The 16,477-nt window shown below is 71.6% G+C and carries 12 protein-coding genes; 3 read left to right on the top strand and 9 right to left on the bottom strand.

Annotation, left to right across the window (positions count from 1 at the left end; genetic code table 11):
- Positions 1–314: 314 nt before the first annotated feature.
- The 3 genes from ACIQCH_RS22390 to thyX form a co-directional block, all read right to left on the bottom strand.
- A complete protein-coding gene (locus tag ACIQCH_RS22390; RefSeq protein ID WP_402583382.1) occupies positions 315–2,000 on the bottom strand; it encodes a ribonuclease J in 1,686 nt (561 codons plus the stop codon).
- 112 nt (positions 2,001–2,112) lie between these two features.
- The gene (dapA, locus tag ACIQCH_RS22385) at positions 2,113–3,012 is read right to left on the bottom strand and encodes a 4-hydroxy-tetrahydrodipicolinate synthase (RefSeq protein ID WP_402583380.1); all 900 of its coding nucleotides are present in this window, start codon (positions 3,010–3,012) and stop codon (positions 2,113–2,115) included.
- Positions 3,013–3,221: 209 nt separating this feature from the next.
- Positions 3,222–3,962 carry an FAD-dependent thymidylate synthase gene (gene thyX / locus ACIQCH_RS22380; RefSeq protein ID WP_402583379.1) on the bottom strand — a complete coding sequence of 247 codons (741 nt, stop codon included), beginning with the start codon at positions 3,960–3,962 and terminating at the stop codon, positions 3,222–3,224.
- A gap of 227 nt (positions 3,963–4,189) precedes the next feature.
- Here thyX and ACIQCH_RS22375 point away from each other — a divergent pair, with 227 nt between their 5' ends.
- Both ACIQCH_RS22375 and ACIQCH_RS22370 read left to right on the top strand, forming a co-directional pair.
- Positions 4,190–4,429 (top strand): hypothetical protein, encoded by a 240-nt coding sequence (locus ACIQCH_RS22375; protein ID WP_030195437.1) that lies wholly within the window; start codon positions 4,190–4,192, stop codon positions 4,427–4,429.
- 95 nt (positions 4,430–4,524) lie between these two features.
- Entirely contained in the window at positions 4,525–5,094 is a 570-nt protein-coding gene (locus tag ACIQCH_RS22370) for a PH domain-containing protein (RefSeq protein WP_402583377.1), read from the top strand.
- Positions 5,095–5,157: 63 nt separating this feature from the next.
- Here ACIQCH_RS22370 and ACIQCH_RS22365 read toward each other — a convergent pair whose 3' ends face one another.
- The 6 genes from ACIQCH_RS22365 to eccD all read right to left on the bottom strand — a co-directional run bounded on the left by ACIQCH_RS22365 (position 5,158) and on the right by eccD (position 12,292).
- Positions 5,158–5,610, bottom strand: a complete 453-nt coding sequence (locus tag ACIQCH_RS22365) for a hypothetical protein (protein WP_402583376.1) — start codon at positions 5,608–5,610, stop codon at positions 5,158–5,160.
- Positions 5,611–5,627: 17 nt separating this feature from the next.
- Complete coding sequence (gene dapB / locus ACIQCH_RS22360; protein ID WP_402583374.1) at positions 5,628–6,377, bottom strand: 4-hydroxy-tetrahydrodipicolinate reductase; 750 nt, start codon at positions 6,375–6,377, stop codon at positions 5,628–5,630.
- 61 nt (positions 6,378–6,438) lie between these two features.
- A complete protein-coding gene (locus tag ACIQCH_RS22355) occupies positions 6,439–7,818 on the bottom strand; it encodes a M16 family metallopeptidase (RefSeq protein ID WP_402583372.1) in 1,380 nt (459 codons plus the stop codon).
- Entirely contained in the window at positions 7,815–10,031 is a 2,217-nt protein-coding gene (locus ACIQCH_RS22350; RefSeq protein ID WP_402583403.1) for a polyribonucleotide nucleotidyltransferase, read from the bottom strand. The genes ACIQCH_RS22355 and ACIQCH_RS22350 overlap by 4 nt, the downstream gene beginning before the upstream one ends.
- Before the next feature lie 283 nt (positions 10,032–10,314).
- On the bottom strand, positions 10,315–10,602 hold the full coding sequence (gene rpsO / locus ACIQCH_RS22345) for a 30S ribosomal protein S15 (protein WP_402583370.1): 288 nt from the start codon (positions 10,600–10,602) through the stop codon (positions 10,315–10,317).
- 214 nt (positions 10,603–10,816) lie between these two features.
- A complete protein-coding gene (gene eccD / locus ACIQCH_RS22340) occupies positions 10,817–12,292 on the bottom strand; it encodes a type VII secretion integral membrane protein EccD (protein WP_402583368.1) in 1,476 nt (491 codons plus the stop codon).
- A gap of 187 nt (positions 12,293–12,479) precedes the next feature.
- Between eccD and eccCa the strand changes: the two genes are divergently transcribed.
- Positions 12,480–16,433 (top strand): type VII secretion protein EccCa, encoded by a 3,954-nt coding sequence (gene eccCa / locus ACIQCH_RS22335; protein ID WP_402583366.1) that lies wholly within the window; start codon positions 12,480–12,482, stop codon positions 16,431–16,433.
- Positions 16,434–16,477: the final 44 nt, after the last annotated feature.

Below are 16,477 nucleotides of genomic sequence, written 5' to 3'. Positions count from 1 at the left end.
GGTGCGGTCGCTTCCTTTGTTCCCGTTTCCGGGCCCTCCGGGCGCTTCCTTCGTTTCCGACTCTATCAGATCTTTTCTCGATCCGATTTCCTCGGTGCTTTCCGGTTCCGGCCCGTTTCCCTCTCGGGGGGCTTTTCCCTTTCGGCGTTTCAGACTCTATCAGGTTTCCCTGGTCTGAATTCCCACCCCCTCCGGACCAGTTCGGGCACACGACTGTGCCGTCGGTCTTTCTGGGGTAGAGCCGTAAACGTACTGGAGCGGGGCCCCCGATGCAAATCGGGGGCCCCGCTCCTGGGCCGTAAGGACGACGTCCGTCAGACCTCGACCACCACGGGGAGGATCATCGGGCGGCGGCGGTAGCCGTCGGAGACCCACTTGCCCACCGTGCGGCGGATGAGCTGCTGCAGCTGGTGGGGTTCGAGGACCCCGTCGGCAGCCTGCCGGGCGATGGCTTCCTCGATCTTCGGGACGACCGCGGAGAACGCGGAGTCCTCGATGCCGGAGCCGCGGGCGTGGATGTTCGGTCCGCCCACGACCTTGCCGGTGGTGCTGTCCACCACGACGAAGACCGAGATGATGCCCTCGTCGCCGAGGATGCGGCGGTCCTTGAGCGAGCTCTCGGTGACGTCGCCGACCGAGAGGCCGTCCACGTACACGTAGCCAGCCTGGACCTTGCCGCTGATGCGCGCCTTGCCGTCGATCAGGTCGACGCAGATGCCGTCCTCGGCGATGACGATGCGGTCCTTCGGGACGCCGGTGAGGGCGCCCAGCTCGGCGTTGGCACGCAGGTGGCGCCATTCACCGTGGACCGGCATCAGGTTCCGCGGCTTGCAGATGTTGTAGAAGTACAGCAGCTCGCCCGCGGAGGCGTGGCCCGAGACGTGGACCTTGGCGTTGCCCTTGTGGACCACGTTGGCGCCCCATCGGGTCAGGCCGTTGATCACGCGGTAGACCGCGTTCTCGTTGCCCGGGATCAGGGACGACGCCAGGATCACGGTGTCGCCCGGGACGATCCGGATCTGGTGGTCGCGGTTGGCCATGCGGGACAGCGCGGCCATGGGCTCGCCCTGCGAGCCCGTGCACACCAGGACGACCTCGTGGTCGGGCAGGTCGTCGAGGGTCTTGACGTCGACGATCAGGCCGCCGGGCACGTTGAGGTAGCCCAGGTCGCGGGCGATGCCCATGTTGCGGACCATCGAGCGGCCGACGAAGGCCACGCGGCGGCCGTACTCGTGCGCCGCGTCGAGGATCTGCTGGATGCGGTGCACGTGGCTCGCGAACGAAGCGACGATGATCCGCTTCTGGGCGTTCGCGAAGACCGTGCGCAGCACGTTGGAGATGTCCCGCTCGTGCGGGGTGAAGCCCGGGACCTCGGCGTTCGTGGAGTCGGTGAGGAGGAGGTCGATGCCCTCCTCGCTCAGCCGGGCGAAGGCGTGCAGGTCGGTCAGGCGGTTGTCCAGCGGGAGCTGGTCCATCTTGAAGTCGCCGGTGTGCACGACCATGCCCGCGGGGGTGCGGATGGCGACGGCCAGGGCGTCCGGGATGGAGTGGTTGACGGCGATGAACTCGCAGTCGAACGGGCCGAGGTTCTCGCGGTCGCCCTCGGCCACCTCGAGGGTGTAGGGGCGGATCCGGTGCTCCTGGAGCTTGGCCTCGATGAGGGCCAGGGTCAGCTTGGAGCCGATGAGCGGGATGTCGGCCTTCTCCCGCAGCAGGTACGGGACGGCGCCGATGTGGTCCTCGTGGCCGTGCGTGAGCACGATGCCCTCGATGTCGTCCAGGCGGTCCCTGATGGACGTGAAGTCCGGCAGGATCAGGTCGACGCCCGGCTGCTCCTCCTCGGGGAAGAGGACGCCGCAGTCGACGATGAGCAGGCGGCCGCCGTACTCGAAGACGGTCATGTTGCGGCCGATCTCACCGAGGCCGCCGAGCGGGGTGACGCGGAGGCCGCCCTCGGGGAGCTGCGGAGGCGCGGCGAGTTCCGGATGCGGATGGCTCAAAAGTCTCTCCTCACCACACGCGCCACGTACCTCCTGGGCACGTGGCGCGCATGACAATCGTGCACTTGCTGTTGACTTGTGTGGTCTTGCTGTTCAGTTGTGAAGTCTGGTGTCAGAGCTGTACCCCGCCGGCGGCGAGGTCGACCTTGAGCTGGGCGGTCTCGGCCTCGGTGAGCCCGATCATCGGCAGCCGCAGCGGGCCGCCGGGCAGGCCCTGGAGGGCGAGCGCGGCCTTGGTGGTCATGACGCCCTGGGTGCGGAACATCCCGGTGAAGACGGGCAGCAGCTTCTGGTGGATCTCGGTGGCCTTCTGCACGTCGCCGCTCAGGTGCGCGTCGAGCATGGCACGCAGGTCGGGGGCCACGACGTGGCCGACGACCGAGACGAAGCCGACGGCGCCCACGGAGAGCAGCGGCAGGTTCAGCATGTCGTCGCCGGAGTACCAGGCGAGGCCGCTGCGGGCGATGGCCCAGCTGGCGCGGCCGAGGTCGCCCTTGGCGTCCTTGTTGGCGACGATGCGCGGGTGCTCGGCGAGCCGGACGAGGGTGTCGGTGTCGATCGGGACGCCGCTGCGGCCGGGGATGTCGTAGAGCATGACGGGCAGCTCGGTGGCGTCGGCGATCGCCGAGAAGTGCCGGACCAGGCCCTCCTGCGGGGGCTTGTTGTAGTACGGCGTGACGGCGAGCAGGCCGTGCGCGCCGGCGGCCTGGGCCTGGCGGGCCAGCTCGATGCTGTGGTGGGTGTCGTTGGTGCCGATGCCGGCGACGACGTGGGCCCGGTCTCCGACCGCCTCGAGCACGGCTCGTACGAGGTCGTTTTTCTCCGCGTCGGTGGTGGTGGGGGACTCGCCGGTGGTCCCGTTGATGATCAGGCCGTCGTTGCCTGCGTCGACGAGGTGGGCGGCGAGTCGCTGAGCACCGTCGAGGTCGAGCGCACCCTCGGCCGTGAAGGGCGTGACCATCGCGGTGAGGACCCTGCCGAAGGGGGTCTGCGGAGTGGAGATCGGAGCCATGGGTAACACGCTACTCGCTGCTCTGCCCGCGGTGCCCCCTTGGGGGGACGTGTAGGAGGGACCTCCCAGTGGCGGCCGTGTGGGTTGTTGGATCCCGGCACTGCCTGCTCGGGGGTTCAAGCAGTGCCGGGTCCGTTTGATCAGCCTAGATGAACTTCACGAAACGTCGCAATACGGACACTTCAGCCGATCCGTCGTACATGGGTACGTTACGGCGCGACGCGGCCGTTCTTGTTGAACGCGGCGTAGGTGAGGGGCATCAGCCCGGCCCAGTGCTGCTCCATCTTCTCGCCCACCATCTCGATCTCGCGCTGCGGGAACGAGGGCACGGCGGCCAGCTCGTGCTGCGTGCGCAGGCCGAGGAAGTGCATCAGCGAGCGGGCGTTGCAGGTGGCGTACATCGAGGAGTACAGGCCGACCGGCAGCACCGAGCGGGCCACCTCGCGGGCGACGCCGGCGGCGAGCATCTCCTGGTAGGCGTCGTACGCCTGACGGTACGAGTCCTCCATGGCGCGGCCGGCCAGCTCGTGCTGCGCCCGGGTGCCCTCGACGAACACGTACTTGCCCGGGCGGCCTTCCTGGACCAGCTTGCGGGACTCGTCCGGCACGTAGAACACCGGCTGGAGCTCCCGGTAGCGGCCGGATTCCTCGTTGTACGACCATCCGACGCGGTGCCGCATGAACTCGCGGAACACGAAGATCGGCGCACTGATGAAGAAGGTCATCGAGTTGTGCTCGAAGGGGCTGCCGTGGCGGTCCCGCATCAGGTAGTTGATGAGACCCTTCGAGCGCTCGGGGTCCTTCTGGAGCTCGTCCAGGGACTGCTCGCCGGCCGTCGACACGCGCGCGGCCCACAGCACGTCGCTGTCCGTGGCCGCGTGCTTGACCAGCTCCACGGTGACGTCGCTGCGGAAGCTGGGTTTCAGGTCGGGTGCGGGGGTCTCGCTCACCGGCGAAGGGTCCTTCCAGTACGTGGCCAGGGGCGGCGCCCACTCTACGGGGCACGACGGACAACGCCGGACCGCCGACCCGGTGGCCGGCCGGCCGGCGGGCCACGGGACGGAATTCGTCGAATTTGCCGATAAGGGGCACCCGGGGGGCCGTTCGTGCGTCCTACCTCACAGCAAGGTCGTTTCCGTACGTCCGCCCCGCCCCACCCGTGAGGAGATGCCGCCCGATGTTCCGCCGGCGCGAGTCCGTCCCGTTCGCCTTCGTCGCCGAGGCCGACCGATTCCGCAGTAACGTCACTCCCCCGCCGCGCGAGCGTCCGGGCCTCGGGCAGATCGCCGCCCGTAGTCTGGTCGGGATCACAGTGGTGGCCGGTCTCGTCGGCGCCCTGCTCTTCGGGATGCCCGCGCTGCAACCGCAGACGCCGGGCGGGGCCGAGCAGTCCACGGCCTCCTCCGAGGGCCGCTGACGCCGTCCGGCCCCCCTGGGGTGGAAGGCCATTGACGGGCTGGATAGCCTCACCGGCACAGCCCAACCGAATGTGCATGTGAGTGAGGACCAGCCGTGCCCCTGCCCTTCCTGACGGCTTCGGACAGCGCATTCGACGCGCACGACGAGTTCGACGCGGCGCTGCCGCACGCCGACCACGACCAGTGGCGGCGCCCCTACCGGCCCGGCCCCTGGCGCGTGGCGGCCGCCGCGCTGCTGCTGCTCCTGGGGTCGTTCATGCTGCTGGCCACGGTCATCGTGGCCTTCGCCGGTGCCCTGACGGGCACTCTGGTGTGCCTCGGAGCGGCGCTCCTGGTGGTCGGCTCGGCCCTGCGCATGCTGCGGGCCGGCGTCTGGGTGAGCCGCGCGGGCCTGCGCAGGGTGTCGTTCTTCGGCACCCGTACGGTCGCCTGGTCCGAGGTCACCGAGATCCGCACCGTCCAGCAGCCGGTCCGCTGGCTGGGCCTGCCCCGTACGGTGCAGGGCCAGGCGCTGACGGCCGCGGGCCGTTCGGGTTCCGCGCTGCCGGTGCTGCTGACCGACCACAACGCCGACTTCCTCTCCCGTACCGAGGCCTTCGACCGGGCCGCGGACACACTGGAGGCCTGGGCCGCGGAGTACGCCCCGGCCCCCGCGGAGGCGTGACACCGCCGCACGAACGACGCAGGGCCGGCTCCGCGGAGCCGGCCCCTGGAAGCCCGTCGGGTCTCAGACCCCGACGGGCTTCTTCGCGTGCAGCGCGATCGCCCGCTGCATGGCCTTGCGCGCCCGCGGGGTGTCGCGGGCGTCGTGGTAGGCCACGGCCAGCCGGAACCAGCAGCGCCAGTCGTCGGGGCTGTCCTCGGTCTCGGCCTTGCGGCGCGCGAAGACCTCGTCGGCGGAGTCCCGCAGGATCCGGCCGTACCCGTCCCGGGCCAACTCGTCGACCGGCAGGCCGCCCTGGGCGTCCAGTTCGGCGGCGAGGCGGTTGGAGCGCGCCACGAACTGGGTGTTCTTCCAGAGGAACCAGATGCCGATCACCGGCAGGATCAGCACGGCCACGCCGAAGGTCACCGTCAGCACGGTGCCGTGCTGGATGAGCAGCACGCCGCGGCTGCCGACCAGGACGAAGTAGACGACCAGGACGGCGGCCGTGAGCAGGTAGGTGAGCTTCGCGCGCATGGGTGGGCCTCAGCGGGTCAGAGGTCGAGGAAGTTTTCCAGGCCGAAGGTGAGGCCGGGAGTGGTCACCACGCGGCGGGCGCCGAGCAGGATGCCGGGCATGAAGCTGCTGTGGTGCAGGGAGTCGTGGCGGATGGTCAGGGTCTCGCCCTCGCCGCCGAGCAGCACCTCCTGGTGGGCCAGCAGCCCGCGCAGGCGGACCGCGTGCACCGGGACGCCGTCGACGTCGGCGCCGCGGGCCCCGTCGAGGGCGGTGGCGGTGGCGTCGGGCATGGGGGCGCAGCCGGCCTCGGCGCGGGCCGCCGCGATCAGCTGGGCGGTGCGGGTGGCCGTGCCGGAGGGGGCGTCGACCTTGTTGGGGTGGTGCAGCTCGACGACCTCGACCGACTCGAAGTACCGGGCGGCCTGGGCGGCGAACTTCATGGTCAGGACGGCGCCGATGGAGAAGTTCGGCGCGATGAGCACGCCGGTCTCCGGGGAGCCGGCGAGCCAGGTGCGCAGCTGCGCGAGGCGGTCCTCGTCCCAGCCGGTGGTGCCGACCACGGCGTGGATGCCGTGGCGCACGCAGAAGTCGAGGTTGCCCATCACCGAGGCGGGGGTGGTCAGCTCGACGGCGACCTGTGCGCCGGCCTCGGCCAGCGTCTCCAGCTTGTCGCCGCTGCCGAGCGCGGCGACCAGTTCCATGTCCTCGGCGGCCTCGACGGCCCGGACGGCCTCCGAGCCGATGCGGCCCTTGGCTCCGAGGACGGCCACGCGCAGCTTGCTCATGTTGTTCGCTTCCTTACGTCGCGTACGTACGTCACTGCCTGTCGCGCCACTGCTTGTCCTGCTAGGCCACCGCTTCGTCGAGGCGGGCGGCCTGCTTCTCCTTGAGCGGGCCGATCACCGAGAGGGACGGTCGCTGGGCCAGTACGTCGCGCGCGACGGCCCGGACGTCGTCCGGGGTGACGGCGGCGATGGCGGAGAGCATGTCGGAGACCGACATCTGGGTGCCCCAGCACAGCTCGCTCTTGCCGATGCGGTTCATCAGGGCGCCGGTGTCCTCCAGCCCCAGGACGGTGGAGCCGGAGAGCTGGCCGACGGCCCGCTTGATCTCCTCGTCGGTGAGTCCCTCCGCGGCGACCTTGTCCAGTTCGTCGCGGCAGATCCGCAGGACGTCGTGGACCTGGTTGGGGCGGCAGCCCGCGTACACGCCGAAGAGGCCGGTGTCGGCGAAGCCGGAGGTGTACGAGTACACGCTGTAGGCCAGGCCGCGCTTCTCGCGGACCTCCTGGAAGAGCCGGGAGGACATGCCGCCGCCGAGGGCGGTGTTCAGGACGCCCAACGCCCAGCGGCGCTCGTCGGTGCGGGCCAGGCCCGGCACGCCGAGGACCACGTGGGCCTGCTCGGTCTTGCGGCTGACCAGCTCGACGCGGCCGGCGGCGCGGATGCGGCGGTGGCCGCCGCGCGGGCCGATCGGCTCGGCGTCGGTGTGCTTCAGCGCGCCGGCCTTCTCGAAGGCGGCGCGGACCTGGCGCACGACCTTGGCGTGGTCGACGTTGCCGGCCGCGGCGACGACGAGGTGGCGGGGGTCGTAGTGCTTCCGGTAGAAGCGGGCGATCTGGTCCCGGCTGAGCGCGTTGATCGTGTCGACGGTGCCGAGGACCGGGCGGCCGAGGGGGGTGTCGCCGAGCATCGTGTGCGCGAACAGGTCGTGCACGCAGTCGCCCGGGTCGTCCTCGGTCATCGCGATCTCCTCGAGGATGACGCCGCGCTCGGCGACGACGTCGGACTCGAGGATCAGCGAGCCGGTGAGCATGTCGCAGACCACGTCTATGGCCAGCGGCAGGTCGGTGTCGAGCACCCGCGCGTAGTAGCAGGTGTACTCCTTCGCCGTGAAGGCGTTCATCTCGCCGCCGACCGCGTCGATGGCGGCGGAGATGTCGAGGGCGGACCGCTTCTTGGTGCCCTTGAAGAGGAGGTGCTCCAGGTAGTGCGTGGCGCCGTTGAGCGTGGGCGTCTCGTCCCGGGAGCCGACGTGGGCCCAGATGCCGAAGGTGGCGGAGCGGACGGAGGGCAGCGTCTCGGTGACGACGCGCAGTCCGCCGGGCAGGACGGTGCGGCGGACGGTGCCGATGCCGTTCTCGCCCTGGAGGAGGGTTTGGGTACGGGCGACGGCCCGCCCCTCCGAAGAGGGGCGGGCCGTCACACGGGAACTGCGCGACGTCACTTGTCGGAGTCGTCCTTGTTCTCAGAGGCGTCCTCGCCCTCGATCACGGGGATGAGGGAGAGCTTGCCGCGCTGGTCGATCTCGGCGATCTCGACCTGGACCTTGGAGCCGACCGCGAGCACGTCCTCGACGTTCTCCACGCGCTTGCCACCGGCGAGCTTGCGGATCTGCGAGATGTGCAGCAGGCCGTCCTTGCCCGGGAGCAGGGAGACGAAGGCACCGAAGGTGGTGGTCTTGACGACCGTACCCAGGTAGCGCTCGCCGACCTCCGGCATGGTCGGGTTGGCGATGCCGTTGATCGTGGCGCGGGCGGCCTCGGCGGCCGGGCCGTCGGCGGCACCGATGTAGATGGTGCCGTCGTCCTCGATCGTGATCTCGGCGCCGGTGTCCTCCTGGATCTGGTTGATCATCTTGCCCTTGGGGCCGATGACCTCACCGATCTTGTCCACCGGGATCTTGACGGTGATGATCCGCGGGGCGTTCGGGGACATCTCGTCCGGGGTGTCGATCGCTTCCATCATCACGTCGAGGATGTGGAGGCGGGCGTCGCGGGCCTGCTTGAGGGCCGCGGCCAGGACGGAGGCCGGGATGCCGTCCAGCTTGGTGTCGAGCTGGAGGGCGGTGACGAACTCCTTGGTGCCGGCGACCTTGAAGTCCATGTCGCCGAAGGCGTCCTCCGCACCGAGGATGTCGGTCAGGGCGACGTAGTGCGTCTGGCCGTCGATGTCCTCGGAGATCAGGCCCATGGCGATGCCGGCGACGGGGGCCTTGAGCGGCACACCGGCGTTCAGCAGCGACATGGTGGAGGCGCAGACCGAGCCCATGGACGTCGAGCCGTTGGAGCCGAGGGCCTCGGACACCTGGCGGATCGCGTACGGGAACTCCTCGCGCGTCGGCAGCACCGGCACGATGGCGCGCTCGGCGAGCGCGCCGTGGCCGATCTCGCGGCGCTTGGGCGAGCCCACGCGGCCGGTCTCACCGACGGAGTACGGCGGGAAGTTGTAGTTGTGCATGTAGCGCTTGCGGGTCACCGGGGAGAGGGTGTCCAGCTGCTGCTCCATGCGGAGCATGTTGAGGGTGGTGATGCCCAGGATCTGGGTCTCGCCACGCTCGAACAGGGCGGAGCCGTGGACCCGCGGGATGGCCTCGACCTCGGCGGCCAGGGTGCGGATGTCGGTCACGCCGCGGCCGTCGATGCGGACCTTGTCCTTGATGACGCGCTCGCGGACCAGGGCCTTGGTCAGGGAGCGGTAGGCGGCGGAGATCTCCTTCTCGCGGCCCTCGAAGGCCGGGAGGAGCTTCTCGGCGGCCAGCTCCTTGACGCGGTCCAGCTCGGCCTCGCGCTCCTGCTTGCCGGCGATGGTGAGCGCCTGGGCGAGCTCGCCGCGGACGGCGTCGGAGAGGGCGGCGTACACGTCGTCCTGGTAGTCCAGGAAGACCGGGAACTCGGCGACCGGCTTGGCGGCCTTGGCGGCCAGGTCGGCCTGGGCCTTGCAGAGGACCTTGATGAACGGCTTGGCGGCCTCGAGGCCGGCCGCGACGATCTCCTCGGTCGGGGCCTCGGCGCCGCCCTTGACGAGCTGGATGGTCTTGTCGGTGGCCTCGGCCTCGACCATCATGATCGCGACGTCGCCGTCCTCGAGGGTGCGACCCGCGACGACCATGTCGAAGACGGCGTCCTCGAGCTCGGTGTGCGTCGGGAAGGCGACCCACTGGCCCTTGATCAGCGCGACGCGGACGCCGCCGATCGGGCCGGAGAAGGGCAGACCGGCCAGCTGGGTGGACGCGGACGCGGCGTTGATCGCGACGACGTCGTACAGGTGGTCGGGGTTGAGCGCCATGACGGTGGCGACGACCTGGATCTCGTTGCGCAGGCCCTTCTTGAAGGACGGGCGCAGCGGGCGGTCGATCAGGCGGCAGGTGAGGACCGCGTCCTCGGAGGGGCGGCCCTCACGACGGAAGAAGGAGCCGGGGATCTTGCCCGCGGCGTACATGCGCTCCTCGACGTCCACCGTCAGGGGGAAGAAGTCGAGCTGGTCCTTGGGCTTCTTCGACGCGGTGGTCGCGGAGAGCACCATCGTGTCGTCGTCCAGGTAGGCGACGGCGGAGCCGGCGGCCTGGCGGGCCAGGCGGCCCGTCTCGAAGCGGATGGTGCGGGTGCCGAAGGAGCCGTTGTCGATGACGGCCTCGGCGTAGTGGGTCTCGTTCTCCACTAGCGTTTTCTCCATTTTCGTCGTCTCCGTCCTCCACCCGTGTGGTGGGGGACGGTTTCTGGAGAAGCGCTCCTGGGTGCGGGCCGGTCTTCGATCGAAGCACCCGGTACGGGGCCCCGCGGGCTCTCCGGATGCCACTACCGAGGACCGGCGTGCGTATGGAGGGCGCTCCTCCTCTTCAGTTGTCGCGTGTGCGACCAGACTACAAAGCGTCCGGTACGTCCCGCACGTACAGCAAAGGGAGCGGCCCCCTAAGAGTGGGAACCGCTCCCTTCACAGCGTCTTACTTGGCGCCGGCGGCACCGCGGCGGATGCCGAGGCGGTCGACCAGCGTACGGAAGCGCTGGATGTCCTTCTTGGCCAGGTACTGCAGGAGGCGGCGGCGCTGGCCGACCAGGATCAGCAGACCACGACGGGAGTGGTGGTCGTGCTTGTGGGCCTTCAGGTGCTCGGTCAGGTCCGAGATGCGGCGGGAGAGCATCGCGACCTGGACCTCGGGGGAGCCGGTGTCGCCCTCCTTGGTACCGAACTCGGCCATGATCTGCTTCTTGACAGCGGCGTCGAGAGCCACGCTTGCTCCTCTTGGGGTTCCGATTGCCTCCGAGTGCCCCAGGTCTGCATCTCTGGGGAGCTTCCGTGACTCGGGAGGCGGGTCCGCCGGACGCCGGCCCCGGGCTGTTCGACCGGGGACGCGTACACAAACGGCCGTCACACAGCGTACCAGTACGTGGGACGGCGCCGCTGCCGGGTTACGGGCCCGGCGCGTTCCCGCTGGTCAGGGCGTTTCAGCTGGTCAGGGACCGGGCGGCGGAGTAGACGTCCAGGACGGCCAGCGCCAGCGGGACCAGCGAGAGCAGGACGGCGGCCTCGGCCAGGTCGAGCAGCCTCCCCCAGAAGGGTGACAGACCCTTGCGCGGGATGACCAGTCCGACGGCGGTGAGCAGCGCGGCGCCGGCGGCCACGGAGGCGGACAGCCAGGTGGTGCGGAGGTCCAGCGGGCCGCGGTCGCCGTACACGAGGAGCTCGCGGAGCAGGTCGTGCGGGGGGTTGAGGGCCATGCCGAGGACGAGCAGGGCGAGGGCGGCGAGGCCGGCGACGAGGGTGCAGGCGACCTGGGAGGTGTAGCGGAAGAGGCGGGCGCGCAGCAGCATGGCCAGGCCGGCGGCGAGGGCCAGCGGCTTGCCCCAGGTGTCGTCGGAGAAGCCGAGGACGGCGGCGGAGCCGATCACGACGGCGCTGGAGCCGGCGACGAGGCCGAGGAGCATCTCGTGGCCCCGGCGGGCCTGGGCGGCCACCCGGTCGGCGTCGACCGGGGCGGCGACGTCCGCCGCGGCCGGGTCCGCCTCGGGCGTGTCGTAGCCGTCGGAGGCCCCGCGCGGGGCGGCGTAGCCGATGGGCAGCCGGGCGAAGCGGGCGGACAGGCCGGGCAGGAAGGCGACCAGGCCGATGGCGGCGGGGGCGCAGACGGCGGCCGTCGCGGTGGCGGAGGCGTCGGCGAGGATCGCGGCGAAGGTGGCGAGCGTGCCGGTGGCGGCGAGGAAGGTGGCCGCCACGAAGGGCGCGTCGCCGCTGGGGGTGAGGGCCACCAGGGCGACGGCGGCGGTCAGGACGCAGGCGCAGCCCAGCAGGAACTGCAGCCGTCCGGGGCCCTCGCCGGTGGCGGGCGCGACGATCCCCGAGCCGGCGATGAGCAGGAGGGGCAGGGCGCCCAGGCCGAGGGCGACGGCGGCGCCGCGGTCGTCGTAGACGCGGGCACGCACCCCGGCGAAGGCGGTCAGGAGGAGGCCGGCGGCGCCCGCGACGATGCCGGGCAGGCCGTGCATGTCGTGGCGCACCGGGTCGGCGTACCAGAGGACGAAGCCGAGCAGCACGAGCAGGACGACGGCGCCGGCCAGGCCCGCGCCGCGCAGCAGGTCGTCGCTCCAGCGGTGCCGGTCGCGGACGACGGCCGCGGCGACGGCGTCGGAGACGTCGTCGAAGACGGCGGGCGGCAGGGACTCGGCGAACGGGCGCAGCGAGAGCACCTCGCCGTCGAGCACCTGCTGGGAGGCCAGGGTGCGGGCGCCGTCGAGGACGGTGCCGTCGCGGCGTACGAGGTGGTAGCCGGTCGGGGTGCCGACGGGCTGCGTCTGGCCGGTCAGCCGGAGCAGTTCCGGGTAGACGTCGGCGACGGCGATGTCCTCGGGGAGCGCTACGTCGATGCGGCTGTCCGGGGCCACGACGGTGACCCTGCAGAAACCGGTCGATGCGGCCGTACTCACCTGTAACCCCCTGGTTCGCGGTTGCGCACGCTGCGCGGGCGGTGCGCGCGCCACCCTACCGGGCGGTGGTGTGACCGTCGGCCAGTAGGATCACCAGCGCCGTCGCCGCCCCTTGGGGTGGGCCGGCAAGGAGGGCCGTGGGGGCGCCGGATGACGTCCCGTCCGTTGTCAAGGGATTGATGCTCCGGTGAGCCAGATCGTCGTCAAGCGCCCGCCGCGGGCGCTGCCGCCCGAGGTCCCGTCGGACGAGCTGCCGCTCCAGGCGCCTCCCGAACTGCCGCGCGGGCAGCAGGAGGGCATGCTGATGCAGCTCCTGCCGCTGCTGGGCATGGGCTCGTCGGTGGTGTTCTTCTTCATGCCGAACGCGCACCCGTTCATGCGGGTGATGGGCGTGCTGATGCTGGTGTCCACGGTGGCCATGGTGGTCGCGCAGATCGTGCGGTTCCGGCGCGGTGCGCAGGGGCAAATGGCCGACGTGCGGCGGGACTACCTCAAGTACCTGGCGCAGACGCGCCGTCAGGTGCGGCGCACCGCGCGGGCGCAGCGCGACGCGCAGCTGTACCTGCACCCGGCTCCCGAGCAGCTGTGGTCGGTGGTGGCCGAGGGCTCGCGGGTGTGGGAGCGGCGCGTCGGGGACGCGGACTTCGGCCAGGTGCGGCTGGGGCTGGGCGCGCAGCGGTTGGCGACGCCGCTGGTGGCGCCGGAGACGGCTCCGGTGGACGAGCTGGAGCCGCTGACGGCCGGGGCGATGCAGCGCTTCCTGGCGGTGCACTCGTACCTGGACGGGCTGCCGATGGCCGTCTCGTTGCGGGCGTTCTACCACGTGACGGTCTCCGGCGAGCCTGAGTCGGTGCGGGGTGCGGCGCGGGCGCTGGTGGCGCAGCTGGTGACGCTGCACTCCCCCGAGGACCTGATGGTGGCCGTGGTCGCGGCCCCGGGCGCGGTGCCGGAGTGGGACTGGACGAAGTGGCTGCCGCACGCGCAGCTGCCCGGGCAGGTCGACGGGGCCGGTACGAAGCGGCTGTTCGGCGACGACCTGGGCGAGCTGGAGCGGCTGCTGGCGGGGCGACTGGACGGCCGGCCGCGGTTCAGCCGTGACGTGCAGCCGGTGCTGGACCAGCCGCACGTGCTGGTGGTGCTGGACGGCGGTTCGGTGCCGCAGGACTCGGTGTTCGCGGCGGCGGAGGGCCTGCAGGGCGTGACGATCGTCGAGGTCGTGCCGGGCGAGCTGGAGGAGCCGCGCGGCGGCCTGTCCGTCCGCGTACGGCCCGGGCGGCTGCGGCTGGAATCGGGCGCCGGGATGGCGTACGAGGGCGTACCGGACGCCCTGTCGCTGCCGGCGGCGGAGGCGCTGGCGCGGCAGCTGGCGCCGCTGCGCACGGGCGGCGGCGACGAGGACGAACCGCTGCTGGCGAACCTGGACTTCACGGACCTGCTGAACCTGGGCGACGCGGCGCAGGTCGACGTGGCGCGCACCTGGCGGCCGCGGTCGGCGGGCGAGCGGTTGCGGGTGCCGATCGGCGTGGGCGAGGACGGCGCGCCGGTGATGCTGGACCTGAAGGAGGCCGCGCAGGAGGGCATGGGCCCGCACGGGCTGTGCGTGGGCGCGACGGGTTCGGGCAAGTCGGAGCTGCTGCGCACGCTGGTGCTCGGGCTCGCGGTGACGCACACCTCGGAGACGCTGAACTTCGTGCTCGCCGACTTCAAGGGCGGTGCGACGTTCACGGGCATGGCGCAGATGCCGCACGTGGCGGCGGTCATCACGAACCTGGCGGACGACCTGACGCTCGTGGACCGCATGGGCGACTCGATCCGCGGCGAGTTGCAGCGCCGCCAGGAGCTGCTGCGCTCGGCGGGCAACTACGCCAACGTCCACGACTACGAGAAGGCCCGGGCGGCCGGCGCCCCGCTGGAGCCGCTGGCCTCGCTGGTGCTGGTGATCGACGAGTTCAGCGAGCTGCTGACCGCGAAGCCGGACTTCATCGACATGTTCATCCAGATCGGCCGGATCGGCCGGTCGCTGGGCGTGCACCTGCTGCTGGCCTCGCAGCGCCTGGAGGAGGGCAAGCTGCGCGGTCTGGACACGTACCTGTCGTACCGGATCGGTCTGCGGACGTTCTCGGCGGCGGAGTCGCGCACGGCGATCGGCGTGCCGGACGCCTACCACCTGCCGCCGGTGCCGGGTTCGGGCTACCTGAAGTTCGGTACGGACGACATGACGCGCTTCAAGGCGGCGTACGTGTCGGGCACCTACCGGGCGGCCGGTCCGGAGCTGTCGGTGGGCCGGTTCCCGGTGGAGCGGCGCCCCGCGCTGTTCACGGCGGCGCCGGTGCCGGTGGTGTACGCGGCGCCGGACCCGGCGTACCTGGCGGAGGAGGCGGCGCGCGGGGACGACGCGCTCGCCGACACGGTGCTGGACGTGATCGTGCGGCGGCTGGAGGGGCAGGGCGTACCTGCCCACCAGGTGTGGCTGCCGCCGCTGGACGAGGCGCCGCCGCTGGACCAGCTGCTGCCGGGCCTCGCGCCGTCGGCGGAGCGGGGTCTGCACGCGGCGGGGTACACCCGGCCGGGCGGTCTGGTGGTCCCGCTGGGGCTCGTCGACAAGCCGTTCGAGCAGCGCCGGGAGGTGCTGTACCGGGACTTCTCGGGGGCGGCGGGGCACCTGATGGTGGTGGGCGGTCCGCAGTCGGGCAAGTCGACGCTGCTGCGGAGCCTGGTGTCGGCGTTCGCGGTCACGCACACCCCGCACGAGGTGCAGTTCTTCGCGCTGGACTTCGGCGGTGGCTCGCTGGCGTCGGTGGCGGAGCTGCCGCACGTGGGCGGGGTGGCCTCGCGGCTGGATCCGGAGCGGGTGCGGCGCACGGTCGCCGAGGTGGCCGGGGTGCTGGCGCGGCGGGAGGAGTTCTTCCGGGCGCACGGGGTGGACTCGATGGCCACGTACCGGCGCCGGCGGGCGGCCGGGGAGCTGCCGGGCGAGGTGTTCGGCGACGTGTTCCTGCTGGTGGACGGCTGGGGCGCGTTCCGGGCCGACTACGAGCACCTGGAGCCGGTGGTCGCGGACGTCGCGGCGCGCGGGCTGGGCTACGGCGTGCACGTGGTGCTGACGGCCTCCCGCTACATGGAGGTGCGGGCGGCGCTGAAGGACCAGATCCTGGGCCGGCTCGAGCTGCGGTTGGGCGACCCGATGGACTCGGAGTTCGACCGCAAGGTGGCGGCGAACGTGCCGACGGGCGCGCCGGGCCGCGGCCAGGTACCGGAGAAGCTGCACTTCATGGCCGCGCTGCCGCGGGTGGACGGGCGGACCGGCGCCGAGGGGCTGTCGGAGGCGACCGCCGCGTTCGTGGCGTCCGTACGGGCCGGCTGGGCCGGTCCGGGGGCGCCCGCGGTACGGCTGCTGCCGCGCACGCTGCCGGCCGACCGGCTGCCGAAGGGCTTCGAGTTCCCGGAGCGGGGCATCGCGATCGGCATCGACGAGACGGACCTGGAGCCGGTGTTCGTCGACTTCGAGACCGATCCGTTCTTCCTGGTGTTCGGCGAGGGCGAGGCGGGCAAGACGGCCCTGCTGCGGCTGATCGCCAAGCAGCTGGCGGAGCGGTACACCCCGGACCAGGCGCGGATCGTGGTGGGCGACTACCGGCGCACGATGCTGGAGGCGGTGGCCCCCTCGCACCTGCTGGAGTACGCGCCGATGGCGTCGTCCATGCAGACGCACATGGAGGCGGTGGCCACGGTGATGGGCCGGCGGGCGCCCAAGCCGGACGTCACGCCGCAGCAGCTGCGCGACCGCAGCTGGTGGACGGGTCCGCAGCTGTTCGTGATCGTGGACGACTACGAGCTGGTGGCCACGCAGGCGGGCAGTCCCATGGCGGGGCTGGTGGAGCACCTGCCGTTCGCCCGGGACGTGGGCGTGCGCTTCATCGTGGCGCGCAGTACGGCGGGCGCCTCCCGGGGCGCGTACGAGCCGTTCCTGCAGCGGGTCAAGGAGCTCGGGGCGCAGGGCGTGGTGCTCTCCGGCGACCGCAACGAGGGGGACGTCCTCGGCGGGGTGCGGGCGCGTGCGCTGCCGCCGGGCCGGGGCGTGTTCGTCTCGCGCAAGCGCGGGCAGTCACTCGTCCAGCTGGGCTGGCTGGCGGATCGCTGACGCGGGCGGAGGCGGACAAGTACGATCCGCGGCAGGGCTGTTCG

Origin of the sequence: Streptomyces sp. NPDC093225, assembly GCF_044753805.1 — a bacterium.
Classification (GTDB): domain Bacteria; phylum Actinomycetota; class Actinomycetes; order Streptomycetales; family Streptomycetaceae; genus Streptomyces.
The sequence above is the reverse complement of the archived record's forward strand: the minus strand, read 5'-3'. Positions and strand labels throughout refer to the sequence as shown.

What these genes read in the sequence shown, in the direction of transcription:
- dapA (WP_402583380.1), bottom strand. Translation starts at nt 3,012, where the DNA reads ATGGCTCCGATCTCCACTCCGCAGACCCCCTTCGGCAGGGTCCTCACC.
- ACIQCH_RS22375 (WP_030195437.1), top strand. Translation starts at nt 4,190, where the DNA reads ATGTTCCGCCGGCGCGAGTCCGTCCCGTTCGCCTTCGTCGCCGAGGCC.
- ACIQCH_RS22365 (WP_402583376.1), bottom strand. Translation starts at nt 5,610, where the DNA reads ATGCGCGCGAAGCTCACCTACCTGCTCACGGCCGCCGTCCTGGTCGTC.
- dapB (WP_402583374.1), bottom strand. Translation starts at nt 6,377, where the DNA reads ATGAGCAAGCTGCGCGTGGCCGTCCTCGGAGCCAAGGGCCGCATCGGC.